We start from the raw sequence: 23,458 nt of genomic DNA on the forward strand, positions 1-23,458 counted from the left end.
CCCTAGGTGTTGCGGGGCATGAGGTTGGTGACACCAGGTCGGGTGTAGGGCGGGCAGGTCCCTTGGCGACAAGATGAAGGTGTTCGAAGCCTCATGAGTCGGAAGGAACCTGCCCTATGTCCCACGCTAATGCCCCGTGGACTGCGTGTGGTCGCCGCCGTCAGGTCGAGCGGGTCCTGGGCCTGGTGGAAGGGACCGCGCCTCGTCCGATCGCGCATGTCGCGGCCGAGGCCGGGATCTCTCGTCAGTGCCTCTCGAAGTGGGTCGCCCGGTGGCGTGAACACGGCGAGGAAGGTCTTCACGACCGCTCCAGCCGGCCCCGCCGCTCACCGACCGCGACCAGCGAAGCCGTGGTGGAGCGGATCATCCAGCTACGACGTCGCAGGTGGTCCGCACGGCGTATCCACCTGTACCTGGCCCAGGAAGGCACACCCGTGGCGGTGTGCACCATCGCGCGGATCCTGCGCCGTGAGGGCCTCAACCGGCTGCGGCACCTGGACACCGACGGGCAACTGCTGCGCGAGCACCCACCGGGCAAGATCACCGCGAGCTACCCCGGCCACATGATCCACGTGGACGTGAAGAAGGTCGGACGTATCCCCGACGGCGGGGGCTGGCGAGTCCACGGACGCGGTTCCGATGCCGACAGGGCCCGCCACAAAGCCCCCAAGAACCGAGGCACACGAGTCGGGTACACGTTCCTGCACTCGGCCGTGGACGGACACACCCGCTTGGCCTACACCGAGGCACACGAGGACGAGAAAGCCAGCACCGCGATCGGGTTCCTCTTCCGCGCCCGCGTGTTCTTCCGCGCTCACGGCATCACCCGCTTCACCCGGATCGTCACAGACAACGGCCCCTGCTACACCGCCAAAGACTTCACCCGGTCAGTGCACTCCTTCGCGACCCGGCACAAGCGGATCCGGCCCTACACGCCCAAGCACAACGGCAAGGTCGAGCGCTACCAACAGACCATGGCACGCGAAGCCCTCTACGCCGCGCCCTACACCTCAGAACAAGAACGCCGCCAACACCTGCAAACCTGGCTGATCCACTACAACTACCATCGCCCCCACAGCGCCATCGGGGACCAGCCACCCGCAACCCGCGCCAAGACCCGCGTCACCAAGGTCATGCCCAGTTACACCTAGGGAAATCGAGCGGCCGCACCGCGCCCGCGTCGGCAAGCCGGACGAGGTCGGCGTGCGCCTCCTGCACGGCCGCCGGGTCGTGCTGCTGGTAGAGGCTCCAGTGCAGGCCGAGGATCGAGTAGTTCTTGACGAGCGCGTGGTTGAGGCGCGGCTCGGGCACCCTTCCGCTGGCGAAGCCGACGACGACGATCCGCCCCTCGAAGGCGATGCACTTGGTGCTCGCGGTGTACGACGGGCCGCCCACCGGGTCGTAGACGACGTCGGCGCCGTGGCCACCCGTCACCTGGGTGACCGTCTCGACGACGTCCTGCTCCCGTCGGTCGATGACGACGTCGCAGCCGAGCTCGCGGGCGATCGCCACCTTGTCAGCACCACCGACGACGCCGATGACGTGGGCGCCGGCCGCCTTGCCGAGCTGGACGGCGGCGGAGCCGACCCCACCGGAGGCAGCGTGGACGAGCAGGTGCTCGCCGGCCTGCAGCGCAGCCCGGCGGTGCAACGCGAACCAGCCGGTCTGGTAGCTGATCATCAGCGCCGCGGCCCCCGCGTCGTCGAGCCCCTCCGGCGCGATGAAGGTGCTCGCGCCGTCGAGGAGGCACTCCTGCGCGTAGCCGCCGTGGGGCAGGTCGGTGCCGCCGAGCACCCGGTCGCCGACGGCGACGTGGGTGACCCGCTCGCCGACCTCGACGACGTCACCGCAGACCTCGAGCCCCGGGACGAGGGGGGGCGACGGCTTGACCTGGTACTCGCCGCGGCACAGGAGGGTGTCGGCGAAGTTCACGCCCGTCGCCCGAACCCGCACGCGCACCTGGTCGGGGCCGGGGGTGGGGCGCTCGATGTCACCGAGGGTGAGGACGTCGGCGGCGTCGCCGAATGCGTGGACCTGCCAGGCGCGGATGCTCATGGGTCAGGAGGCTACCGACCTCACACATCTGCTCCCGCAGACGTCCATGGGACATGATCGACCTCATGGCGACACGGCACGCGGTCCTCGCGACGCAGCTGGGCGAGCTGACTGCCGTCGTCGACCGAGCCCACGCCACCGGGGAGGGGGCGGTGCTCGTCGGCCTGTACTTCCCCGGCCACTGGACCCTGCCCGAGGGCGCTGATCACGGACCCCGCGTCGACCCCGCCGCCGAGCCGGTCCTCGCGACGCTCGCCACCGAGCTCGAGGAGTACCTCGCGGGCAGGCGGAGAGACTTCACGACGTCCTACGAGCTGCGCGGGGGTGAGCACCACCAGCGGGTCTGGGCGCTGCTCGAGCGCATCCCCTACGGGCAGACCGTCACCTACGGCGACCTCGCCCGCGAGACCGGTGGTGCAGCCCAGGCCGTCGGCCGCGCCGTGGGGGCCAACCCGATCTCGCTCCTCGTGCCCTGCCACCGCGTCGTCGGGGCCGACGGCTCGATCACCGGCTACGCCGGCGGGCTCGACCGCAAGCGCACGCTGCTCGCCCTCGAAGAGCCCCCGGCCCGGGAGCGCGATGCGCTCTTCTGAGGGGCCCGCCCCCTTCGAGCAGGTCGTGCGGCAGCACGGGCCGCGGGTGCTGTCGGTCTGCCGCGGTCTCGTCGACGCCGCCGACGTGGACGATGCGTGGAGCGAGACCTTCGTCGCGGCGCTGCGGGCGTGGCCAGACCTGCCGACCGACCTCGACGTCGAGGCCTGGCTCGTCACCGTCGCGCGACGCAAGTGCATCGACGTCCACCGGGCGCGTGCTCGGCGGGCCACCGACCCCGTCGCGGAGCTGCCCGAGCTGGCCACCTCCGCCGCCGAGCAGGGCGACGAGGGCATCTGGCGGCACGTCGCCGCGCTGCCGGACAAGCAGCGCCACGTCATCACCTATCGCTACCTCGGCGGTCTGAGCTACGCGCAGATCGTCGACCTCGTCGGCGGGTCGCCCGCCGCCGCCCGTCGCGCCGCCAGCGACGGGCTGAAGACCCTGCGGGACAAGGAGATCCGATGACCGCCACCGACATCGACCGCCTGCACGCGCGGCTCGTCACCCGGGCGGCCGACGAGGGCCTGCTCGACGTCGCCTACCGCGTGCTCGACTCGCCCCTCGGTGCCCTGCTGGTCGCGGCGACACCCGAGGGCGTCGTGCGGGTCGGCTTCGAGATCGAGGGTCACGACGCCGTGCTGGCCGACCTCGCCGAGCGGGTCAGCCCCCGGGTGCTGCAGGCCCCGGCGCGCCTCGACGACGTCGCCCGCGGTCTCGACGGCTACTTCAGCGGTGGGCCGGCACCCGAGGTGCCGCTCGACCTGCGTCTGCTCCACGGCTACCGCCGGGAGGTCGTCACGGCGCTGCCGGGCATCCCCTTCGGCCGCACCGCCACCTACGCCGAGGTGGCCGCGATGACCGGCCGGCCCCGCGCGGTCCGGGCCGTCGGTAGCGCCTGCGCTCACAACCCCGTGCCCCTGCTCCTGCCCTGCCACCGGGTCGTGCGCAGCGACGGGAGCGAAGGGGGATACCGCGGCGGCCCCGAGGCGAAGCACGCGCTGCTCGAGCTCGAGGCAGCTCGATGAGCAGCACCCCACCGGCCGGGGCGACCCGCGCCGAGCGACTGGGACGCCTTCCCTTCACCCGCCAGCACCCGAGAGTGCTGCTCGGCTCGGGCGCCGCAACCTCAGGGCGTGGGGTGCGCTCTACGCGATCACGCCCGAGATGCACCCGGCAGCGCTGCGGGGCACCGGTGCCGGCGCCGCGGCCGGATTCGGGCGGATCGCGTCGATCGTCGCGCCGCTCACCGTCCCCTTCGTCCTCGAGCGCGGGGGAGCCTCGGGCGAGGCCGTCGTCTTCTCGCTCTTCACCGTCGCCTTCGTCGTGGCGGAAGCCGCGGCGTGGTCGCTCCCGGAGCCGCGGGGTGCTGCGCTGACCTCCTGCCGCGCCACACTTGAACTTGAGTTCACATTACGCCTAGGCTCGGGCCACCCAACTCGAAGGAGAGTTCGCCATGGTGGCCGTACCGACCGTGACCGGGAGTGTCGACTCCGCTGACCTGGGGCGGGTCCTCGCCCACGAGCACATCTTCGTCGTCGGCGAGGAGTACCGGCAGAACTACCAGTCCGACTGGGACGAGGAGACCAAGGTGGCCGAGGCCGTCGCGGACCTCGGCGAGCTGCCCGGCCTCGGCATCGACACGATCCTCGACCCGACGGTCATCGGTCTCGGCCGCTACCTGCCGCGGGTCCAGCGGGTGGCCGAGCAGGTCGACCTGAACATCGTCGTCGCGACGGGCGTGTACACGTACAACGAGATCCCCTTCCAGTTCCACCACACCGGCCCCGGCCTGCTCTTCGACGTCCCGGAGCCGCTCACCGAGCTCTTCGTCAAGGACCTCACCGAGGGGATCGCGGACACCGGGGTGCGCGCCGGCTTCCTCAAGTGCGCCATCGAGGAGCAGGGACTGACCCCGGGTGTCGAGCGGGTCATGCGGGCGGTGGCCCAGGCCCACGTGCGCACCGGCGCGCCCATCACCGTCCACACCAACCCGCACACGCAGTCCGGGCTCGTCGCCCAGCGCGTGCTCGCGGAGGAGGGCGCCGACCTGGGCAAGGTCGTCGTCGGCCACAGCGGCGACACGACCGACGTCGACTACCTCTGCCGGGTCGCCGACGCCGGCTCATACCTCGGCATGGACCGCTTCGGGCTCGACGTGCTCCTGCCCTTCGAGGACCGGGTCGCGACGGTGCTCGAGCTGCTACGTCGCGGCTACGCCGAGCGCATGGTGCTCGCCCACGACGCCTCGTGCTTCATCGACTGGTTCGACCCCGAGGCCAAGCGCCAGGTCGTCCCGCGGTGGAACTTCCGCCACATCAGCGAGGACGTCATCCCCGCACTACTCGAGGGCGGGGCGGGCCAGGGCGACATCGACACCATGCTCGTCGACAACCCCCGCCGCTACTTCGAGTGAGGCTCAGCCGACTTCGTCGACGAACTCGATGATCCGCCGGGTGAGGATGCGCGCCTCCTCCGGCTGGTACTCCGACGTCAGTGTCGGGTCGTTGAAGAGGTGTCCCTCGCCCTGGTACTCGACGTACGAGTACGCGCCGCCGGCCTGCTCGACGTCGTCCTGGAGCTGCTCGTCGACCATCGGGTCGAACTGCCGGTCCTCCTCGTGGAAGGGGTCGCCGGCGGTGACGTGGACCTGCCCCGGCACCCCGGGCGGCCACGTCGCCTCGAGGTGGCGCATGGGCATCCCGCCGCCGACCATGACGACGCCGCGGGCGTCGGCCGGGCGCTGGGCGGCGACCCACTGGGCCATGGCGGCGCCGTTGGAGAAGCCGACGGCGACGAAGGGGGCGACCCCCTCGGTGGCCCCGCGCGCGTAGGCCATCTGCGCGGGGAAGCCGATCTCCTGCGAGCGGGCTGCGGCGGTCGGGTAGTCGTCGAAGGTGACGCCCTCGAGGTGGTCGACGGTGGTCACGCTGTGGCCGGCGGTGGTGAGTGCCTCGGCGAGGTCGGTGATGCCCTGACGCACACCGAGGACCGACGGGAAGAGCAGTACCTGTGCCATGTCCTGACCGTAGACCCGTGCGCCGACAGCGTCGCGCGGGAGCAGCCCGACCTCGTCAGCGCGCGAAGACCGGCGGCCGCTTCTCGACGAAGGCTCGAGCCGCCTCGACGTGGTCGGCGGTCAGGCCGCACGCCTTGTGCCGCGGCACCTCGGCAGCCATCGACTCCGAGAGCGTCTGAGTCGGTGCCTCGAGGAGGTTGCGCTTGATGCTCGCGAGCGTGCCCGCCGAGCCGGCGGACAGCTGCTCGGCGAGCTCGCGGGTGCGCGCCGCGAGCTCCTCCTCCGGCACGATCCGGTTGAGCAGGCCGAGGTCGCGGCAGGCCTGCCCGTCGAGGCGCGGGTTCAAGAACATCAGCTCGCGGGCCACCGCTGGCCCGACGAGCCGCTCGAGCAGCCAGGCGACACCGAAGTCGCCGGACAGGGCGATGCTCGCGAAGGCCGTCGCGACGACGGTGCGGGGCGTGCCGATGCGCAGGTCGGCGGCGAGGGTCAGCCCGAGGCCGGCGCCGGCTGCCGCGCCCGGCAGGGCGGCGACGACCGGGACGCGCAGGGCGTGGAGGCGCCCCACGGTGCGCTCCTGGTGGCGCAGCTGCTCGGCGACCGCGGCCGGGTCGACCTCGCTGGCGCCGCCCCCTTCGCCGCCGTCCGCGTCGAACTGCTGCACGTCGCCGCCGGAGCAGAAGGCGCGTCCGGCACCGGTGAGGACGACGACCCGCACGGCCGGGTCGGTGTCGGCCCGCTCGAGGAGGTCGCCGAGACGCTCGATCATCTCCGGTGACATCGCATTGCGGCGGTCGGGCCGGTTGAGGGTGATCGTCAGGATGCCGTCGGTGAGGTCGTCGAGGACGTGGTCGGTGGTCATGCGTGCTCCTGGGTGTCGAGGATCGGGTTCGGACGAAGGGGGCGGGCGAAGGCGAGCGCGCCGATCGCCGGGAGGGCGGCGAGCAGGGCGAGGGCGCGTGGCCAGCCGAGGGCGTCGCCGAGGCCGCCGACGGCCGCCGCGCCGAGGCTGCCGCCGAGCAGGAAGCACAGCGTCAGCAGGCCGAGCGCGCCGCCGCGCGTCACCCGCGGGACGGAGTCGGCGACGAGCGTGGTCATCGCCGGCTGCCCGAGGCCGAAGGAGAGCATGAGCGCGAGCGTCGCGGCGACGACGAGCGCCGGCCGCCCGGCAGCGGTGCCCAGCGCGGCCAGCAGGACCGCGGCGGTGACGCCCGTCGTCGCGACGAGCTGGCTGCGCACGGCGCCGAGCCGGATGAGGAGCGGGCCGGTGATGCGCGGGGCGACGACGCCCAGGACCGCAGCCGGCACGAGGAGCAGGCCGACCTGCACGCCGGTCCACCCGCGCCCGGCGAAGCTCGTCGGCACCGCGACGAGCATCCCGAACCACGCGGACGACAGGCTGGCCGCGGTGAGCAGGGAGCGCACCGCGGCGTCGCTGCGCAGCAGCGCGGCCGGCACGATCCCGGTGGGGACCCGGCGGGATCGCAGCACGGCCGTCGGCGTCGCGAGCACGAGCAGCGCGAGGCCGACGAGCGCGACGGGCGGCCCGAGTGTCGCGGCCTGGAGCGAGAGCACGGCGCCGAGCGCGGCGAGCGCGACGAGGAGGGTCCCCACGGGGTCCAGGGTGGCGCCGGCCTGCCGGTCGGAGGGCAGTACCCGCCAGACGAAGGGGGCGAGGGCGAGGGTGGCGACGGGGATGGCCACGACCGGGCGCCAGCCGAAGGGGTCGACGAGCGCCGACCCGATGACCGGGCCGAGCGCGTTGACCGTGCCGCCGATGCCGGCATAGGTCGCGAGGGCACGCGCCCGGGCGTCGCCGGCGAAGAGGGCCTGGACCGCGGCGAGGGTGAGGGCCGGCGCCGCCGAGGCGCCCAGCCCCTGCAGCGTGCGCGTCACGACGAGGGCCGGCAGCGAGTCGACGAGTGCCCCGGCGCTGGCCGCCGTGACCATGATCGCGAGGCCGACGAGCAGGGGCAGGCGGATGCCGAGCAGGTCGCCCAGGCGCCCGCAGACCGCGCTGCCGACGGCGAGGGCGAGCGAGTAGCAGCTGACGACGAGGGCGGCGCGGCCGGTGCTGACCTCGAGGTCGTCGGCGAGCGTGGGCAGCGCGACCGCGACGGCGGCGCTCCCCAGGCCGGTGATGCCGAAGAGCACCGCGATCGCGGTCGCCGTGGCGCTGCGATACGGGGCGGTGGCGGTGGTGATCTCGGCTCCTCGTCAGGCTTGTATCTGAATCCGAGTTCAAGTATACCTGTGAGGGACATCGGTCGACCAGAGCCGATCGACCCGAGGAGCGCACGATGACGACGACGTCACCGACGGCCCAGTGCCGGCAGCCCGCTGCCGCGGCGCTGCTCGTCGACTTCGGGGGAGTGCTCACCGTCCCGCTCGAGCGCGCCTTCGGCGCCCTCTCCGTCGAGTCCGGCCTCGACCCGCGCACCGCCCTGCGCCTCCTCGCGACGCACGAGGGTGCCCGGACCGCGCTCGGCGAGCACGAGGTCGGGCGGCTGGACGACGAGGGCTTCGAGGACGCCTTCGCGGCAGCGATCGCCGAGGTCGGTGGCCGGGTCGAGGCTCGCGGACTGCTCGCCCGGCTCGCGCACCACCTCGACCTCGACGAGCCGATGGTCGACCTCGTCCGCGAGGTCCGCGCGGCCGGCGTGCCCGTCGCGCTCGTCTCCAACTCGCTGGGCCGCGACTGCTACGCACGGGTCGACCTCGACGAGCTCTTCGACGTCACCGTGATCTCCGGGCAGGTCGGCGTGCGCAAGCCCTCGCGACGCATCTACGCCATCGCCGCCGACCGCCTCGGCCTCGCGCCCGAGCAGTGCGTCATGGTCGACGACCTCGAGCACAACCTCGTCGGCGCGGCCCGTCTGGGCATCCGCGGCATCCACCACCGCACCGCCGCCGACACCGTCCGCGCCGTCCGCGAGGTGCTCGGCCTGCCGACGCCGACCCCGGCCTGATCTCCCTTCGACCACCACGACCCCGACCAAAGGACCCCACGATGCTCGACCTCAGCGAACGCGGCCAGGACTACCGCGACCGGATGCTCGCCTTCATGGACGAGCACGTCTACCCGGCCGAGAGCGTCTACCGCGAGCAGATGCGCGCCTCCGGCGACGCCAACCACCACCCGCAGGTCCTCGAGGACCTCAAGGCCGAGGCCCGTCGGCAGGGCCTGTGGAACCTCTTCCACCCGCACCCCGAGTGGGGGCCCGGTCTGACGAACCTCGAGTACGCCCACATCGCCGAGATCACCGGCCGCAGCATCGAGATCGCCCCCGAGGCCATCAACTGCAATGCGCCCGACACCGGCAACATGGAGGTGCTCACGCTCTTCGGCACCGACGAGCACAAGGAGCGCTACCTTGGGCCCCTGCTCGCGGGCGAGATGGCCTCCGCCTTTGCCATGACGGAGCCGGCCGTCGCCAGCTCGGACGCGACCAATGTCGAGACGTCGATGGTCCGCGACGGCGACGAGTACGTCATCAACGGCCGCAAGTGGTGGACCTCCAACGCCCTGCACCAGAACTGCAAGGTCCTCATCGTCATGGGCAAGACCGACCCGTCGGCCCCCACCCACCGCCAGCAGTCGATGATGGTCGTGCCGATCGACACCCCGGGGGTGCGCATCGAGCGCGGCCTGCCCGTCTTCGGCTACATGGACCGCGAGGGGCACGCCGAGGTGACCTTCACCGACGTGCGCGTGCCCCGCGAGGCCCTGCTCGCCGGTGAGGGCGACGGCTTCATGATCAGCCAGGCCCGCCTCGGGCCCGGCCGGATCCACCACTGCATGCGCGCCATCGGGGTCGCCGAGCGGGCCCTCGACCTGATGATCGACCGCGCCCAGTCGCGGGTGACCTTCGGCGAGCCGGTGGCCAACCGGGCCAATGTCATGGACTGGGTCGCCGAGTCGCGCATCGAGATCGAGATGGCCAGGCTGCTGACGCTCAAGGCCGCGCACCTGATGGACACGGTGGGCAACAAGGTGGCGCGCACCGAGATCGCCGCCATCAAGGTCGCCGCGCCCGCCGTCGCGCTCAAGGTGCTCGACCGGGCCATCCAGATCCACGGCGGTGGCGGCGTGAGCGACGACTTCCCGCTCGCCCAGTGGTACGCCCACATGCGTACCCTCCGCCTGGCCGACGGCCCGGACGAGGTGCACAAGATGACCATCGCACGACGGGAGTACCGTCGTCGCAGCCCCCAGTGGGGCAAGGACCAGGGCTGACGGTAAGGACGAAGCATGAGTGATCGCAGTGACGTGACGGAGGGGCTCGACACCGGGGCGACGACCCGGTGGCTGGCGGGTCTGGGCATCGGCATCGAGGAGCCGGTGGACTACGCCCGGGTCGGGCTCGGGCAGTCCAACCTCACCTACCTCGCCACGGACGCCCGTGGGGCCCGCGTCGTGCTGCGCCGGCCACCGCTCGGCGAGCTGCTCGCCTCGGCCCACGACGTGGCCCGCGAGCACCGGATCCTCTCCGCGCTCCAGGGCACGGACGTGCCGGTGCCCGTCGTGTACGGGCTGTGCGAGGACCCGGCCGTCACCGACGTGCCGCTCCTCGCGGTCTCCTTCGTCGAGGGAGCGGTCCTCGACGGGCGCGAGGACGCCGAGCGGCTCGGCCCGGACGCGCGCCACGCGACCGGCCTGGAGCTCGTGGACACCCTCGCCCGCATCCACGCCGTCGACCTCGAGGGCGTCGGCCTGGCGGACCTGGCCAGCCACAAGCCCTACGCGGCCCGCCAGCTGCGGCGCTGGGCCGGGCAGTGGGAGCTCTCCCGCACCCGCGACGTGCCCGAGCTCGAGCGGCTCTCCGAGCGACTCGTCGCCCTCGACCCGGGAGCCCACGAGGTCGTCCTCGTCCACGGCGACAGCCACCTGCGCAATGTCATCATCGACCCGCAGACCGCCCGGGTGCGCGCGATCCTCGACTGGGAGCTGTGCACGCTCGGCGACCCGCTCGCCGACCTCGGCACGCTGCTCGCCTACTGGCCCATGGCCGGCGACCCGCCGACGATGCGCTTCGACGCGTCGACGACCCCGGGCTTCGCCACCCGGGCCGAGCTCGTCGACCGCTACGCACGGGCCACCGGCCGTGACGTCTCCGCCGTGCCCTTCTGGCACGCACTCGGGCTGTGGAAGCTCGCGATCATCCTCGAGGGGGTGCGCCGCCGGCAGCAGGACGACCCGCGCAACCTCACGGCGCTCGGCGCGATCCCCGCCGAGGCGGTCGACCAGCTCGTCCACTTCGCGCACACCGTCCTGGACGGCTCGGCGGACTAGGGTGTCCGCCATGCCCAGCGAGCGCGACACCGCCACCCACGAGGTCCCCGACCTCGTCGACGTCGAGCGGCTGGGGACCCTGCCCCAGACCGCCCGGGGTAAGCGGACCCGTGATGCGCTCATCGCGGCCGCACGCACGGTCTTCGAGCGGGACGGCTACGTCGACTCGCGCCTCGTCGACATCGCCGCCGAGGCGAAGTGCTCGATCGGCAGCTTCTACACGTGGTTCGACAGCAAGGACGAGGTCCTTGCTGTCGTGCTGCACGAGGCGCAGAGCGACATGCTCCACCCGGGCACGGGGCGCATCGAGAGCACGGACGACCCGATTGCGATCATCGCCGCGAGCAACCGGGCCTACTTCGAGGCCTTCCGGCGCAATGCCAAGCTCAACGTCCTGCTCCAGCAGGTCGCTGCCGTCGATCCCCGTTTCCGCGAGCTGCGTCGGGCGCGCAGCGAGGCCTTCGTCGCCCGCAACTCGCGCGCCATCCGCGACCTGCAGGAGCGCGGCCTCGCCGACCGTGACGTCGACCCGGAGCTCGCGGCGATGGCCCTGTCGGGCATGGTGGCCCGCCTGGCCTACGACGTCTTCGTCATCGGTGGCCCCGAGACGGTCGACGACGTCGTCACGACCGCGACCCGGCTGTGGACCAATGCGCTCGGCCTGACCCAGCCGGTCCTGCGCGCCGACTGACGCGCAGGACCCGCCCGCCCTCATCGGGCGATGTTGACCCCGCCGTCGACGGTGAGCGTGCTGCCGACGACGTAGTCGCCGGCGTCGGAGGCCAGGTAGACCGCCGCGGCGGCCATGTCCTCGTCACGCCCGATCCGGCCCGAGGGGATCTGGGCGGCGGTCGCCTCCTCCTCGTCACGGGCCTCCTTGTTCATCGACGACGCGAAGGCGCCCGGCGCGATCGCCGAGACGATGATGCCCTCGGGTGCGAGCCGGACCGCCAGGCGCTTCGTCAGGTGCACGACCCCCGCCTTGCTCGCGTGGTAGCTGTAGGTCTCCAGCGGGTTGAGCGAGAGCCCGTCGATCGAGGCGATGTTGATGACCTTGGCCAGGTGACCGCTTCGCTCGCGGCCAGCGAGCAGCAGCGCCTTGGCCGCCTGGGTGAGGAAGAAGGGCGCCTTGACGTTGAGGTCCATGACCTTGTCCCAGCCGCTCTCGGGGAACTCCTCGAAGCCCGCTCCCCACGCCGCGCCGGCGTTGTTGACGAGGACGTCGAGGTGGTCCTCGTGCTCGCGGAAGGCGTCGAGCAGCGCAGCGATCCCGGCGGTCGTCGAGACGTCGCTGGGGAGGGCGACGCAGCGCCCTTCGCCGTACTGCTGCGACAGGTCGGCCGCGGTGGCCCGGCAGGCCTCCTCCTTGCGGGCGGTGATGTAGACCGTGGCGCCCTGCGCCAGCAGTCCCTCGGTGATCATCCGGCCGATGCCGCGGCTGCCGCCGGTGACGAGGGCGACGCGGCCCTCGAGGGAGAAGAGTGCGGTGAGGTCCATGTCAGTCCTGACGCTCGAAGGGGGGGTGTCCCCTCGACCGTAGCGTGACCTGAATCAGGGTTCAACAGTAGTTGAAGCCAGATTCACATTGTGACAGGCTGGCGCCGCACCGGCACGTCGACCACAGGAGCTCACATGTCCCGGACCTCGCAGGAGATCCGTCTCGCCGCCCGCCCACAGGGCCGCCCCGACGCGAGCACCTGGGAGCTCGCCACGACCGAGGTCGCCGAGCCGGGGCCGGGGGAGTTCCTCGTCCAGCTGCAGCAGATCTCGCTCGACCCGGCGATGCGCGGCTGGCTCAACGACGTGCGCTCCTACCTGCCGCCGGTGCAGATCGGCGCCGTCATGCGCGCCTTCGGCGCCGGCACCGTCGTCGCGTCCCAGCACGACGACTTCGCCGTCGGTGACGTCGTGAGCGGTACCTTCGGGGTGCGTGAGTACGCGATCTCGGACGGGAAGGGGGTCGCCCGCCTCGACCTCGACGTCGCCCCGATGAGCACCTGGCTCGGCGCGCTCGGGATGCCCGGCATGACCGCGTGGTTCGGGCTCGAGGACGTCGGCCGGGCCCAGCCCGGTGACACCGTCCTCGTCTCGGCAGCGGCCGGCGCCGTGGGATCCACCGTCGCCCAGCTGGCCAAGGCCAAGGGGTGCCGGGTCATCGGCGTCGCCGGCGGCCCGGACAAGGTCGCCTGGCTGCGCGACCTCGGTCTCGACGAAGTCATCGACCGGCGCGAGGGCGACCTGCTGCGCCAGGTGCGCCGGGCCGCTCCCGACGGTGTCGACGTCTACTTCGACAACGTCGGCGGCGAGCTGCTCGACGCCGCGCTGGCCAATCTCGCGCACGGCGCGCGCATCGCCGTCTGCGGCGCCATCTCGACCTACAACGACGAGACCCTCGCCGAGGGACCGCGGCGCTACATGGCCCTGCTGGTTTTCCGCGCGAGCATGCAGGGCTTCGTCGTCATGGACTACGAGGACCGCTACGGCGAGGCGATCGCCGGGATCAGCGAGCTCATCGGCGGCGGTCGCTTCGTGGCGACCGAGACGATCCTCGAGGGCGGCGTCCCCGCCTTCCCCGACGCACTCCTCGGCCTCTTCGACGGGGTCAACACCGGCAAGCTCCTCCTCGCGATCTGAAAGGGCCCCACATGCGCGCCATCCACATCTCCTCCCTCGACGGCCCCGAGGCCGTCGAGCTCGTCGACGTCCCTGCACCGGCGGACCCGCGCCAGGTGACGATCGAGGTCAAGGCCGCCGGCGTGGCCTTCCCCGAGCTGCTCCAGACCCGCGGGCTCTACCAGATGAAGCCGGACCTCCCCTTCGTCCCGGGGGCAGAGGTGGCCGGGGTCGTCACGGCCGCGCCCGAGGGCAGCGGCTTCGCCGCCGGTGACCGGGTCGCGGCCCTGACGATGCTCGGGGGCTTTGCCGAGGTCGCCCAGGCGAGCCCGGACCTGACCTTCCGCCTGCCCGACGAGGTCGGCTTCGAGGCGGGTGCCGCCTTCACCTTCAACTACGCGACCGTCTACTTCGCGCTGCTCGAGCGCGGTCACCTCGCCGAGGGCGAGACCGTCCTCGTGCACGGCGCCGCCGGTGGCATCGGCACCGCCGCGATCCAGATGGCCAAGGCCTTCGGTGCCGGCAGGGTCATCGGTGTCGTCTCCACCGAGGCGAAGGGGGAGATCGCCCGGGCCGCAGGTGCCGACGAGGTCGTCCTCGCCGACGGCTTCCTCGACGCCGTGGGCAAGGCGAGCGTCGACGTCGTCGTCGACCCCGTGGGTGGCGACCGCTTCACCGACTCGCTGCGTGCGCTGCGCGAGCACGGTCGCCTGCTCGTCATCGGCTTCACCGCCGGCGACATCCCGCAGGTCAAGGTCAACCGGCTGCTGCTCAACAACATCAGCGTCGTCGGGGTCGGCTGGGGCGCCTACGCGATGCCTCGCCCCGGGCACATCGGCACCGAGTGGGAGGCGATGCTCCCGCACCTGCGCAGCGGCGCCCTCGACCCGGTGCTCGGCACGACCTACCCGCTCGAGGAGGCGGCCGCGGCGATCGGCTCGCTCGAGACCCGGCAGGTCACCGGCAAGGTGCTGCTGCTCCCATGACGACCGCGGCGCCGCCCCCTTCGATCCAGGAGGTCCTCGCCCTCCCGGCGGTGATCGTCGAGACGGCCCCGCCGGAGTGGGAGGACGTCAACGGCCACGTCAACGTCGCCCGCTACTACGACCTGCACCTGCGCGGCGCCGAGGCGGCGCTCACGGCGCTCGGGGTCGACGACGCCTACCGGGCCGAGACCGGCTGGAGCATCTTCAGCGTCGAGCAGCACCTGCGCTTCCTCGGCGAGGTGCACGTCGGCCACGAGGTGAGCGTGCACCTGCGCTGGGTGGCGCGTGGCGACAAGGTCATGCACGCGATCTCCTTCGTCGTCGACCGCACGACCGGGCAGGTGGCCAATTCGCTCGAGGTCCTCGAGGCGCACGTCGACCTGACGACCCGCCGGGCGTGCACGTGGGCCCCCACGATCGCCGAGCGGATCGACGAGCTCGTGGCGGCCCACGCGGCACTGCCCTGGCCGGCCCCGACGTGCGGGGCCATCGGGGTCAGGCGCTGAAGCGGCCGATCGACTCCGCGACGAGGATCGGCTTGTCGATGCCCTCGGCCTCGACGGTGAGGGTCGTGACGACCTTGACCGCCCCCGGGCCGGTCTCCTCGACCGATGCCAGCTCGGCGACGAGGCGGATGCGCGAGTCCACCGGCAGCGGGTGGATGAAGCGCACCTTGTCGTAGCCGTAGTTGAGGCTGTGCGCGAAGCCGTCGAAGGCCATGAGCTCCTCCAGGAAGGCCGGCGTGCGCGAGAGGCTGTAGAGCCCGTGCGCGATCGTCGAGCCGAAGGGGGAGTCGGCCGCCCGCTGCGGGTCGACGTGGATCCACTGGTGGTCGCCGGTGAGGTCGGCGAAGGCGTCGATCTTCGCCTGGTCGACGACGTGCCAGTCGGTCGGCCCGAGCCGGGTGCCGACGAGGTCCTTGAGGTCCTGCACGGAGGTGGGGCGGTGCTGCGCGGTCTGGGTCACGGTGAGCTCCTTCGGTCACGATCTGGTCCCTCGAACCTAGTTGAACTTGAACCCGGCTTCAAGTAGCGTCGAGGTCATCAGGTAGTCGAGACCACAGGAGCTCTCACATGACCACAGACCAGCAGCGCGTCGCCGTCGTCACGGGCGCGGCCCGGGGCATCGGTGCGGGCGTCGCCCGCCGTCTGGCCGCCGACGGGATGGCCGTCGCCGTCCTCGACCTCGACGAGTCGGCCTGCGGGCCCCTCGTCGAGGAGATCACCGCCGCCGGGGGTCGTGCCCTGGCCGTCGGGGCCGACGTCTCCGACGAGGAGCAGGTGGCCGCCGCGGTGCAGCGCATCGTCGACGAACTGGGCCCGCCGACGGTCCTGGTCAACAACGCCGGCATCATCCGCGACAACCTGATCTTCAAGATGTCGGTCGCCGACTGGGACGCGGTCATGGCGGTGCACCTGCGCGGGGCCTTCCTCATGACGCGCGCCTGCCAGACCCACATGACGGCCGAGCGGTACGGCCGCATCGTCAACCTCTCCTCGACCTCCGCCCAGGGCAACCGCGGCCAGGTCAACTACTCGGCCGCCAAGGCCGGCATGCAGGGCTTCACCAAGACCCTGGCCATCGAGCTCGGCAGGTTCGGCGTGACGGCCAATGCCATCGCCCCGGGCTTCATCGAGACCGAGATGACCGCCGAGACGGCCGAGCGCATCGGGATCTCCTTCGAGGACCTCAAGGCGCAGGCGAGCGCTGCCGTACCCGTCGCCCGCACGGGCACCCCGGCCGACATCGCCCACGCGGTGTCCTTCTTCGCGAGCGAGGGGGCCGGCTTCACCACCGGTCAGGTCCTCTACGTCGCCGGCGGGCCGTGCGACTGATGGGCGCTCCGATGCAGGTCCAGGACAAGGTCGCGGTCGTCACCGGCGCCGCCGGCGGCATCGGTGCCGCCATCGCCCAGGCCCTCGTCGACGCGGGTGCGCACGTCATCGTCTCCGACCTCGACGAGGCGCGCGTGGTCGCGACGGCCGAGCGTCTCGACGCGGTCGCCGTCCCCGGCGACGCCTCGAGCGACGAGGTCATCGCCGCGATGATCGCCGCCGCCGAGCAGGCCCACGGCCCGGTCGACCTCTTCTTCGCCAATGCCGGCATCGGCGACGGCCTCGGCCTCTCGGCCAGCGACGCGCAGTGGCAGGCCGCGCTCGACATCAACCTCCTCGCGCACGTGCGCGCCGCCCGTCAGCTCGTGCCCGGCTGGGTGGAGCGCGGCACCGGCTACTTCGTCTCGACCGCCTCTGCCGCAGGGCTGCTCACGCAGATCGGCTCGGCGACCTACTCCGTCTCCAAGCACGGTGCCGTCGCCTTCGCCGAGTGGCTCGCCGTGACCTACGGCGACGACGGCGTCGGGGTCAGCTGCCTGTGCCCGATGGGTGTCGACACCGACATGCTGCGCAGCGGCATGACCTCCGGCGACGACGCAGGTGGCCGGGTCGCCGCGGCCGCGGTCACCGGCGCCGGCGAGGTGCTCACTCCGCGCGACGTTGCCGACCAGGTGCTCGCCGCCGTCGCCGAGGGCCGCTTCCTCATCACCCCGCACGAGGACGTGCGCGAGTTCCTCCGGCGCAAGGTCGACGACCACGACCGGTGGATCGGCGGCATGCAGCGCTACCAGCGCCACCTGAGGGAGAGCACGCGATGAGCGGCACCGCCGAGCTGATGTGGCGCTGGGCCGACACGACGCCGGACGCCCCCGCCCTGCGCGAGGGCGAGCGCTCGTGGACCTTCGCGCAGCTGCGCACCGGCATCCGCGGCGCGATGGAGGAGCTGACCCGTCGGGGCGTGCGCCCCGGTGACCGGGTCCTGCTCGTCGTCCCGACGAGTGCCGAGTTCGTCCTCACCTACCACGCCGTCCTCGCCCTCGGGGCGACCGCGGTGACGGTCAACCCGCTGTGCACCCAGCGCGAGCTGACCCACTTCGTCCAGGACGCCGGCTGCACCTTCGCGATCGGCTGGTACGAGGGGTCGCAGGCGCTCACCGCGACCGCGCAGGAGGGCGGTCTCGCGACCTGGGTCCTCGAGCCGGGGTGCGTCCCGCAGCCCGAGGGGTCGCCCGATCCGGCCTCCGTCGCCACCGACGACCCGGCCGTGCTGCTCTACACCTCGGGCACGACGGGCGCCCCCAAGGGCGCGATCCTCACGCACGGCAACCTGCTCGGCTGCGGTGCCTCGCTCGCCGAGGCGCTCGACCTCGGGCCGCGGGAGAGCATGGGCACGGCCCTGCCGCTCTTCCACGTCTTCGGCCAGTCGTCGGTGATGTTCACCGTCTACACCGCCGGTGGCTGCCTGTCGCTGCAGCGGCCCTTCGACCCGGCGGGCCTGCTGCGCATGGCCGCCGACGAGCAGCTCACCGCCGTCGCCGGGGTCCCGACGATGTGGAATGCGATGCTCCACGCGGACACCGACGTCGCCCCGCAGGACCTGACCTCCCTTCGCCTGGCGTGCTCGGGAGGCGCGGCGCTGCCGCTCGAGGTGGCCAAGGCCTTCCGCGAGCGCTTCGGCGCGGTCGTCCTCGACGGCTACGGCCTGAGTGAGACCGCGGGTGCCGCGACCTTCAACCGGGCCGACCTCCCGCGCAAGGAGATGAGCGTCGGCCGGGCCCTGCCCGGCGGTGCGCTCGCGATCTTCGACGAGGACCGCAACCAGCTGCCGCCCGGCGAGACCGGCGAGGTGGCCATCGCCGGCCCCTACGTCATGAGCGGCTACTGGCAGCGCCCCGACGCGACCGCCGCGGTCTTCGAGGGGGAGTGGTTCCTCACCGGCGACATCGGCCGGATGGACGAGGACGGCGACCTGTGGATCGTCGACCGCAAGAAGGACCTCGTGATCCGCGGCGGCTACAACGTCTACCCCCGCGAGGTCGAGGAGGTCCTCTACGGCCACCCCGACATCCGCGAGGCCGCCGTCATCGGCGTGCCCGACGAGCGGCTCGGCGAGGAGATCGCCGCCGTCGTCACCCCGCAGCCCGGTGCCCACATCGAGCCGGCCGCCCTGCGCTCCTGGCTCGAGGAGCGCCTGGCGGCGTACAAGGTCCCCCGGATCTACCAGCTCGTCGAGGAGCTGCCCAAGGGGGCCACGGGCAAGATCCTCAAGCGGGCCCTCGACCGACCGACCATCGCCACCTCCGGCGAGCGGCCCGCCCGGGCCGCCACACCCACCACCTGACGAAGGGAGCGACCCGTGGACTTCGCGCTGGACGCCCGTACCCTCGAGCTGCGCGAGCAGCTCACCGCCTTCATGGACGAGCACGTCTACCCCATCGAGGCGACCTACCAGGAGCAGCTCGACGCCGCGCCCGACGTGTGGGCGCCACCGCCGATCATCGAGCCGGCGAAGGAGGCCGCCCGCAGCCAGGGGCTGTGGAACCTCTTCCTCCCCGGTGAGGACGGCGCCGGCCTGACCAACCTCCAGTACGCGCCGCTGTGCGAGGTGCTCGGTCGCAGCCTGCACATCGCACCGGTGGCGACCAACTGCGCCGCACCGGACACCGGCAACATGGAGGTGCTGCACATGTTCGGCACCCCCGAGCAGCAGGAGCAGTGGCTCACCCCGCTGCTCGCCGGCGAGATCCGCTCGGCCTTCGCCATGACCGAGCCGCGCGTGGCCAGCTCGGACGCGACCAACATCGAGACCTCGATCGTGCGCGACGGTGACGAGTACGTCATCAACGGTCGCAAGTGGTACATCTCCGGCGCGATGAACCCCAATGCCAAGGTCTTCATCCTCATGGGCAAGACCGACCCGTCGGCGGACCGCCACCGGCAGCAGTCGATGATCCTCGTGCCGCGGGACACCCCCGGGGTCGAGGTGCGTCGCGGCATGAAGGTCCTCGGCTACGACGACCGCGACCACGGCGGTCACGCCGAGATCGACTTCACCGACGTGCGCGTCCCGGCGAGCAACCTCATCGGCGAGGAGGGCGCGGGCTTCGCCATCGCCCAGGCCCGCCTCGGCCCCGGCCGCATCCACCACTGCATGCGCCTCATCGGCATCGCCGAGCGCTCGCTCGAGCTGATGATCGACCGTGCCGCGAGCCGGGTCGCCTTCGGCAAGCCGCTGTCGGACCAGGGCGTCATCCGGGACTGGATCGCCGAGTCCCGGGTGCGCATCGAGCAGCTGCGCCTGCTGACCCTCAAGGCCGCCTGGCTCATGGACACCGTGGGCAACAAGGGGGCGCACACCGAGATCCAGGCGATCAAGATCGCCGCCCCGGCCACCGTGGAGTGGATCGTCGACAAGGCGGTGCAGGTGCACGGCGCCGGCGGCCTGAGCCAGGACTTCCCCGTCGCGGAGTGGTACGCGCAGGTGCGCACGCTGCGCTTCGCCGACGGCCCCGACGAGGTGCACAAGAACGCGCTGGCCCGTCACGAGATCCGCAGGAGGAGCGCCCGTGACTGACCTGCAGCGACGGGTCGAGGAGCTCCTGGCGAGCCACGACCCGCAGACGACGGCTCCCGCCGACTTCCTCGGTGCACAGTTCGACGCCGGCCTGGCGTGGGTCCACTTCCCGCAGGGGCGCGGTGGACTGGGCCTGGCGCGCGGCCGGCAGCTCGAGGTCGACGCCCTGCTCGACGCGGCCGGTGCGCCGCGCCCCGACGTCGGGCGCAACAGCATCGGCCTCGGCATGGCGGCCCCGACGATCCTCGCCTTCGGTACGCAGGAGCTGCAGGAGCGCTACCTGCGGCCCCTCTTCGCGTGCGAGGAGATCTGGTGCCAGCTCTTCAGCGAGCCGGGCGCCGGGTCCGACCTCGCCGGGGTCGCCACGCGCGCGGTGCCCGACGGTGACGAGTGGGTCGTCGACGGGCAGAAGGTGTGGACCTCCGGGGCCCACAACGCCGACTTCGCGATCCTGCTGGCCCGTACGGACACCTCGGTGCCCAAGCACGCCGGCATGACCTACTTCCTCGTCGACATGACCGACCCGGGCGTCGAGGTTCGCCCCCTGCGCCAGATCACCGGCGAGGCGGAGTTCAACGAGGTCTTCCTCTCCGGCGTGCGGGTGCCCGACACGCACCGCGTCGGCAAGGTCGGCGAGGGCTGGCGCGTCGCGACGACGACCCTCAACAACGAGCGGGTGGCCATCGGTGCCGGCAGCGAGCGCGAGGCCGGCCAGATCGGTCTGGTGACGCAGCGCTGGCGGGAGGACCCCGCGGTGCGCACCCCCGGTACCCACGCCGACCTCATGCGGTGGTGGGTCGAGACCGAGGTGACCCGGCTCGCGGGCGAGCGGCTGCGCCAGGGCCTGGAGGCCGGGCAGCCCGGGCCGGAGAGCTCGGCGATGAAGCTCGCCTTCGCCCACCAGGCGCAGCAGGTGAGCGCCTTCGCCCTCGAGCTCGCGCCCGAGGAGGGGCTCGAGTACCACGACTGGACCATGGTTCGCCCCGAGGGCGGCTCCTTCCTCGGCCACGGCCCCGGCTACCGCTACCTGCGCGCCAAGGGCAACTCGATCGAAGGGGGCACGAGCGAGATCATGCGCAATGTCATCGCCGAGCGGGTGCTCGGCCTGCCCCCGGACCACCGCCCTGACAAGGGCATCGCCTTCAAGGACGTGCCGCGATGACCGACCTGCTCTACACCGACGTCGAGGAGTCGCTGCGCGGCAGCGTCCGCTCGACCCTCCAGCGCTCCCTCGACGAGGGACTGCCGGCCCGCCTGGCCGACGAGCCGGACACCGACGTCAGCGCTCTGTGGCGCACCCTCGCCGAGCAGCTCGGCGTCGCCGGCCTGCTCGTGCCGGAGTCGCTCGGCGGGGTCGGCGCGAGCGCCCGCGAGGCCGCCGTCGTGCTCGAGGAGCTCGGCCGGGCGGTCGCGCCCACGCCCTTCCTCACGAGTGCCGTCGTCGCGACGACCACGCTGCTGTCGGCCGGCGACGAGACCCACCTGCCGCGGCTGGCCTCGGGCGAGGTCGTCGCGACCCTCGCCCTGCCGTGGACCGCGCGGCGCGGCGCGTGGTCGCCGGTCGACGGCGTCGTCGCCCCGGTCGCCGGAGCGCTGACCGCCGACCTCTTCCTCGTGCCCGTGACCGACGACGGGGGCGAGACCTCCCTTCGTGCCCTCGGCCGGGACGACGTCGAGCTCGAGCCGATCACCTCGCTCGACATGACCCGACCGCTCGCCCGGGTGACGGTCACGGGGCAGGGCAGCGAGATCGCCACCGGCGACGCGGCGCGTGCCGCGGTCGACGCGGGTCTGGCGGCCGGCGCCGCCCTGCTCGCCTCCGAGCAGCTCGGCCTGGCCCAGTGGTCCCTCGAGACGACGGTGGAGTACGCGAAGACCCGGGTGCAGTTCGCCCGGCCGATCGGCTCCTTCCAGGCGATCAAGCACCGCCTGGCCGACCTCTACCTGCTGCTCGTCGGCACGCAGGCCGCGGCGCGTCAGGCCGCCGGCGTGCTCGCCGACGACCCGCACGGCCCGGAGGCGCAGATCGCGACCGCGACGGCCGCGGCCTACTGCTCCGACGCCGCGGTCCGCGCGACCGAGGAGGCCCTGCAACTGCACGGCGGCATCGGCATGACGTGGGAGGCGCCCGTGCACACCCGGCTCAAGCGGGCTGCCGCCGACCGACTGGCCCTCGGGACCCCCGACCGACACCGCAGCGACCTCGCGGCCCTCGTGGACCTGCCGGTGAGCTGACCGACAGACTCGACCCACCCCCTTCGACCCGACCCACAGACCAGGAGTGACCATGCGCGAAGCCGTCATCGTCTCCACCGCCCGTACCCCGATCGGCCGTGCCTACCGCGGCGCCTTCAACGACACCCAGGCCCAGGAGCTCATCGGCCATGCCGTGCGGCACGCCGTCGAGCGCGCCGGCGTCGAGGGCGAGCAGATCGAGGACGTCGTCATCGGCGCCGCCCTCCAGCAGGGCTCGACCGCGATGAACATCGGTCGTCAGGCCGCCCTGCGGGCCGGCCTGCCCGTGAGCGTGGCCGGCATGTCCGTCGACCGGCAGTGCGCCAGTGGCCTCATGGCCATCGCGACCGCCGCCAAGCAGGTCATCCTCGACGGCCAACAGGTCGCCGTCGGCGGCGGTGTCGACTCGATCTCGCTCGTGCAGAACGAGCACATGAACACCTACCGCGCCCAGGACCCGTGGCTCGTCGAGCACGTGCCGGCGACGTACATGTCGATGCTCGAGACCGCCGAGGTCGTCGCCCGCCGCTACGGCATCAGCCGCGAGGCGCAGGACGAGTACGCCCTGGAGTCGCAGCGCCGCACCGCTGCGGCGCAGGAGGCCGGCGCCTTCGACGACGAGATCGTCCCGCTGCCCTCGACGATGCTCACCAAGGACAAGGCGACCGGCGAGGTCGGCTCGCAGCAGGTGACCCTGACCAAGGACGAGGGCAACCGCCCCGGCACCCAGCTCGCCGACCTGAGCAAGCTCAGCCCGGTCCTCGCGAAGGACGGCACCGAGGGCTTCTCCATCACCGCCGGCAATGCCTCGCAGCTGTCCGACGGCGCGTCCGCCGCGGTCGTCATGGAGGCCGAGGAGGCCTCCCGTCGCGGACTGACCCCGCTCGGCGCCTTCCGCGGGATGGCCGTCGCCGGCTGCGAGCCCGACGAGATGGGCATCGGCCCGGTCTTCGCCGTGCCGAAGCTGCTGAAGCAGCACGGCCTGACCGTCGACGACATCGGCCTGTGGGAGCTCAACGAGGCCTTCGCCGTCCAGGCGCTCTACTGCCGCGACACCCTCGGCATCGACCCCGAGAAGTACAACGTCAACGGCGGCGCGATCTCCATCGGCCACCCCTACGGCATGTCCGGCGCCCGCATGGCCGGCCACGTCCTCATCGAGGGCAAGCGGCGCGGAGCCCGCTACGGCGTCGTGACGATGTGCGTCGGGGGCGGCATGGGCGCGGCCGGCCTCTTCGAGATCTTCTGAGCCGAAGG

General features: G+C 72.4%; 26 protein-coding genes. 20 read left to right on the forward strand and 6 right to left on the reverse strand.

Annotated features, from left to right (window positions below; all coding sequences use genetic code 11):
* Window positions 1–116 precede the first annotated feature (116 nt).
* Window positions 117–1,151 (forward strand): IS481 family transposase, encoded by a 1,035-nt coding sequence (locus AB4Y78_RS06640; RefSeq protein WP_259921758.1) that lies wholly within the window; start codon window positions 117–119, stop codon window positions 1,149–1,151.
* Here the strand turns inward: AB4Y78_RS06640 and AB4Y78_RS06645 are convergent.
* Window positions 1,132–2,055: an NADPH:quinone oxidoreductase family protein gene (locus AB4Y78_RS06645; protein ID WP_441736982.1), complete on the reverse strand. Its 924-nt coding sequence runs from the start codon at window positions 2,053–2,055 to the stop codon at window positions 1,132–1,134. The two genes, AB4Y78_RS06640 and AB4Y78_RS06645, sit on opposite strands and share 20 nt — an antisense overlap.
* A gap of 65 nt (window positions 2,056–2,120) precedes the next feature.
* Between AB4Y78_RS06645 and AB4Y78_RS06650 the strand changes: the two genes are divergently transcribed.
* The 5 genes from AB4Y78_RS06650 (at window position 2,121) to AB4Y78_RS06670 (ending at window position 5,062) form a co-directional block, all read left to right on the forward strand.
* Window positions 2,121–2,648, forward strand: a complete 528-nt coding sequence (locus AB4Y78_RS06650) for a methylated-DNA--[protein]-cysteine S-methyltransferase (protein ID WP_441714969.1) — start codon at window positions 2,121–2,123, stop codon at window positions 2,646–2,648.
* The gene (locus AB4Y78_RS06655) at window positions 2,635–3,114 is read left to right on the forward strand and encodes an RNA polymerase sigma factor (protein ID WP_441714970.1); all 480 of its coding nucleotides are present in this window, start codon (window positions 2,635–2,637) and stop codon (window positions 3,112–3,114) included. The genes AB4Y78_RS06650 and AB4Y78_RS06655 overlap by 14 nt, the downstream gene beginning before the upstream one ends.
* Window positions 3,111–3,674: a methylated-DNA--[protein]-cysteine S-methyltransferase gene (locus AB4Y78_RS06660; protein WP_265232049.1), complete on the forward strand. Its 564-nt coding sequence runs from the start codon at window positions 3,111–3,113 to the stop codon at window positions 3,672–3,674. The genes AB4Y78_RS06655 and AB4Y78_RS06660 overlap by 4 nt, the downstream gene beginning before the upstream one ends.
* A 139-nt stretch (window positions 3,675–3,813) precedes the next feature.
* Window positions 3,814–4,146, forward strand: coding sequence for a hypothetical protein (locus tag AB4Y78_RS06665; RefSeq protein WP_306513663.1), 333 nt, complete (start codon window positions 3,814–3,816; stop codon window positions 4,144–4,146).
* Entirely contained in the window at window positions 4,103–5,062 is a 960-nt protein-coding gene (locus tag AB4Y78_RS06670; RefSeq protein ID WP_265230901.1) for a phosphotriesterase family protein, read from the forward strand. The genes AB4Y78_RS06665 and AB4Y78_RS06670 overlap by 44 nt, the downstream gene beginning before the upstream one ends.
* 3 nt (window positions 5,063–5,065) lie before the next feature.
* Here AB4Y78_RS06670 and AB4Y78_RS06675 read toward each other — a convergent pair whose 3' ends face one another.
* The 3 genes from AB4Y78_RS06675 to AB4Y78_RS06685 are packed head-to-tail and all read right to left on the reverse strand — an operon-like array spanning window position 5,066 to window position 7,819.
* Entirely contained in the window at window positions 5,066–5,665 is a 600-nt protein-coding gene (locus AB4Y78_RS06675; RefSeq protein ID WP_441714973.1) for a dienelactone hydrolase family protein, read from the reverse strand.
* Between the two features lie 55 nt (window positions 5,666–5,720).
* Window positions 5,721–6,527, reverse strand: coding sequence for an enoyl-CoA hydratase-related protein (locus AB4Y78_RS06680; protein ID WP_265230905.1), 807 nt, complete (start codon window positions 6,525–6,527; stop codon window positions 5,721–5,723).
* A complete protein-coding gene (locus AB4Y78_RS06685; protein WP_265230907.1) occupies window positions 6,524–7,819 on the reverse strand; it encodes an MFS transporter in 1,296 nt (431 codons plus the stop codon). The genes AB4Y78_RS06680 and AB4Y78_RS06685 overlap by 4 nt, the downstream gene beginning before the upstream one ends.
* A 146-nt stretch (window positions 7,820–7,965) precedes the next feature.
* Between AB4Y78_RS06685 and AB4Y78_RS06690 the strand changes: the two genes are divergently transcribed.
* The 4 genes from AB4Y78_RS06690 to AB4Y78_RS06705 are packed head-to-tail and all read left to right on the forward strand — an operon-like array spanning window position 7,966 to window position 11,649.
* Window positions 7,966–8,634, forward strand: coding sequence for an HAD family hydrolase (locus AB4Y78_RS06690; protein WP_306513655.1), 669 nt, complete (start codon window positions 7,966–7,968; stop codon window positions 8,632–8,634).
* 41 nt (window positions 8,635–8,675) lie between these two features.
* On the forward strand, window positions 8,676–9,902 hold the full coding sequence (locus AB4Y78_RS06695) for an acyl-CoA dehydrogenase family protein (protein WP_306513653.1): 1,227 nt from the start codon (window positions 8,676–8,678) through the stop codon (window positions 9,900–9,902).
* Between the two features lie 15 nt (window positions 9,903–9,917).
* Window positions 9,918–10,958 carry a phosphotransferase family protein gene (locus tag AB4Y78_RS06700; protein WP_259910384.1) on the forward strand — a complete coding sequence of 347 codons (1,041 nt, stop codon included), beginning with the start codon at window positions 9,918–9,920 and terminating at the stop codon, window positions 10,956–10,958.
* Between the two features lie 10 nt (window positions 10,959–10,968).
* A complete protein-coding gene (locus AB4Y78_RS06705) occupies window positions 10,969–11,649 on the forward strand; it encodes a TetR/AcrR family transcriptional regulator (protein WP_265230912.1) in 681 nt (226 codons plus the stop codon).
* A 20-nt stretch (window positions 11,650–11,669) separates the two neighbouring features.
* Here the strand turns inward: AB4Y78_RS06705 and AB4Y78_RS06710 are convergent, their stop codons facing one another.
* Window positions 11,670–12,455, reverse strand: a complete 786-nt coding sequence (locus AB4Y78_RS06710) for an SDR family oxidoreductase (protein ID WP_265230916.1) — start codon at window positions 12,453–12,455, stop codon at window positions 11,670–11,672.
* Between the two features lie 135 nt (window positions 12,456–12,590).
* On the opposite strand from AB4Y78_RS06710, the gene AB4Y78_RS06715 reads away from it, so the two are divergent.
* From AB4Y78_RS06715 to AB4Y78_RS06725, 3 genes are read left to right on the forward strand one after another with little or no spacing between them, the layout of a single operon-like run.
* Complete coding sequence (locus AB4Y78_RS06715; RefSeq protein ID WP_265230918.1) at window positions 12,591–13,592, forward strand: NADP-dependent oxidoreductase; 1,002 nt, start codon at window positions 12,591–12,593, stop codon at window positions 13,590–13,592.
* 11 nt (window positions 13,593–13,603) lie between these two features.
* Window positions 13,604–14,557, forward strand: coding sequence for an NADPH:quinone oxidoreductase family protein (locus tag AB4Y78_RS06720; RefSeq protein ID WP_265230920.1), 954 nt, complete (start codon window positions 13,604–13,606; stop codon window positions 14,555–14,557).
* Window positions 14,554–15,063 (forward strand): thioesterase family protein, encoded by a 510-nt coding sequence (locus AB4Y78_RS06725; RefSeq protein WP_259910377.1) that lies wholly within the window; start codon window positions 14,554–14,556, stop codon window positions 15,061–15,063. Before AB4Y78_RS06720 ends, AB4Y78_RS06725 begins: the two co-directional genes overlap by 4 nt.
* On the opposite strand, the gene AB4Y78_RS06730 is transcribed toward AB4Y78_RS06725, so the two are convergent.
* The gene (locus AB4Y78_RS06730; RefSeq protein WP_259910375.1) at window positions 15,053–15,523 is read right to left on the reverse strand and encodes a MaoC family dehydratase; all 471 of its coding nucleotides are present in this window, start codon (window positions 15,521–15,523) and stop codon (window positions 15,053–15,055) included. The two genes, AB4Y78_RS06725 and AB4Y78_RS06730, sit on opposite strands and share 11 nt — an antisense overlap.
* Before the next feature lie 107 nt (window positions 15,524–15,630).
* Here AB4Y78_RS06730 and AB4Y78_RS06735 point away from each other — a divergent pair, with 107 nt between their 5' ends.
* Genes AB4Y78_RS06735 through AB4Y78_RS06765 form a run of 7 tightly spaced genes read left to right on the forward strand, consistent with a single transcriptional unit; the run spans window position 15,631 to window position 23,450 of the window.
* Window positions 15,631–16,392 carry an SDR family oxidoreductase gene (locus AB4Y78_RS06735; protein WP_259910373.1) on the forward strand — a complete coding sequence of 254 codons (762 nt, stop codon included), beginning with the start codon at window positions 15,631–15,633 and terminating at the stop codon, window positions 16,390–16,392.
* Window positions 16,392–17,210 (forward strand): SDR family oxidoreductase, encoded by an 819-nt coding sequence (locus AB4Y78_RS06740; RefSeq protein ID WP_265230925.1) that lies wholly within the window; start codon window positions 16,392–16,394, stop codon window positions 17,208–17,210. Before AB4Y78_RS06735 ends, AB4Y78_RS06740 begins: the two co-directional genes overlap by 1 nt.
* On the forward strand, window positions 17,207–18,733 hold the full coding sequence (locus AB4Y78_RS06745; protein WP_259910368.1) for a class I adenylate-forming enzyme family protein: 1,527 nt from the start codon (window positions 17,207–17,209) through the stop codon (window positions 18,731–18,733). Before AB4Y78_RS06740 ends, AB4Y78_RS06745 begins: the two co-directional genes overlap by 4 nt.
* Before the next feature lie 15 nt (window positions 18,734–18,748).
* Window positions 18,749–19,966 (forward strand): acyl-CoA dehydrogenase family protein, encoded by a 1,218-nt coding sequence (locus AB4Y78_RS06750; protein WP_259910366.1) that lies wholly within the window; start codon window positions 18,749–18,751, stop codon window positions 19,964–19,966.
* A complete protein-coding gene (locus AB4Y78_RS06755) occupies window positions 19,959–21,128 on the forward strand; it encodes an acyl-CoA dehydrogenase family protein (RefSeq protein ID WP_007928693.1) in 1,170 nt (389 codons plus the stop codon). Before AB4Y78_RS06750 ends, AB4Y78_RS06755 begins: the two co-directional genes overlap by 8 nt.
* The gene (locus AB4Y78_RS06760; RefSeq protein WP_007928695.1) at window positions 21,125–22,201 is read left to right on the forward strand and encodes an acyl-CoA dehydrogenase family protein; all 1,077 of its coding nucleotides are present in this window, start codon (window positions 21,125–21,127) and stop codon (window positions 22,199–22,201) included. The genes AB4Y78_RS06755 and AB4Y78_RS06760 overlap by 4 nt, the downstream gene beginning before the upstream one ends.
* A 52-nt stretch (window positions 22,202–22,253) precedes the next feature.
* Entirely contained in the window at window positions 22,254–23,450 is a 1,197-nt protein-coding gene (locus AB4Y78_RS06765; protein WP_259910361.1) for an acetyl-CoA C-acyltransferase, read from the forward strand.
* The last annotated feature ends 8 nt before the right edge of the window (window positions 23,451–23,458 follow it).

The organism is Janibacter sp. RAF52, from assembly GCF_052114035.1.
Classification (GTDB): Bacteria; Actinomycetota; Actinomycetes; order Actinomycetales; family Dermatophilaceae; genus Janibacter; species Janibacter hoylei.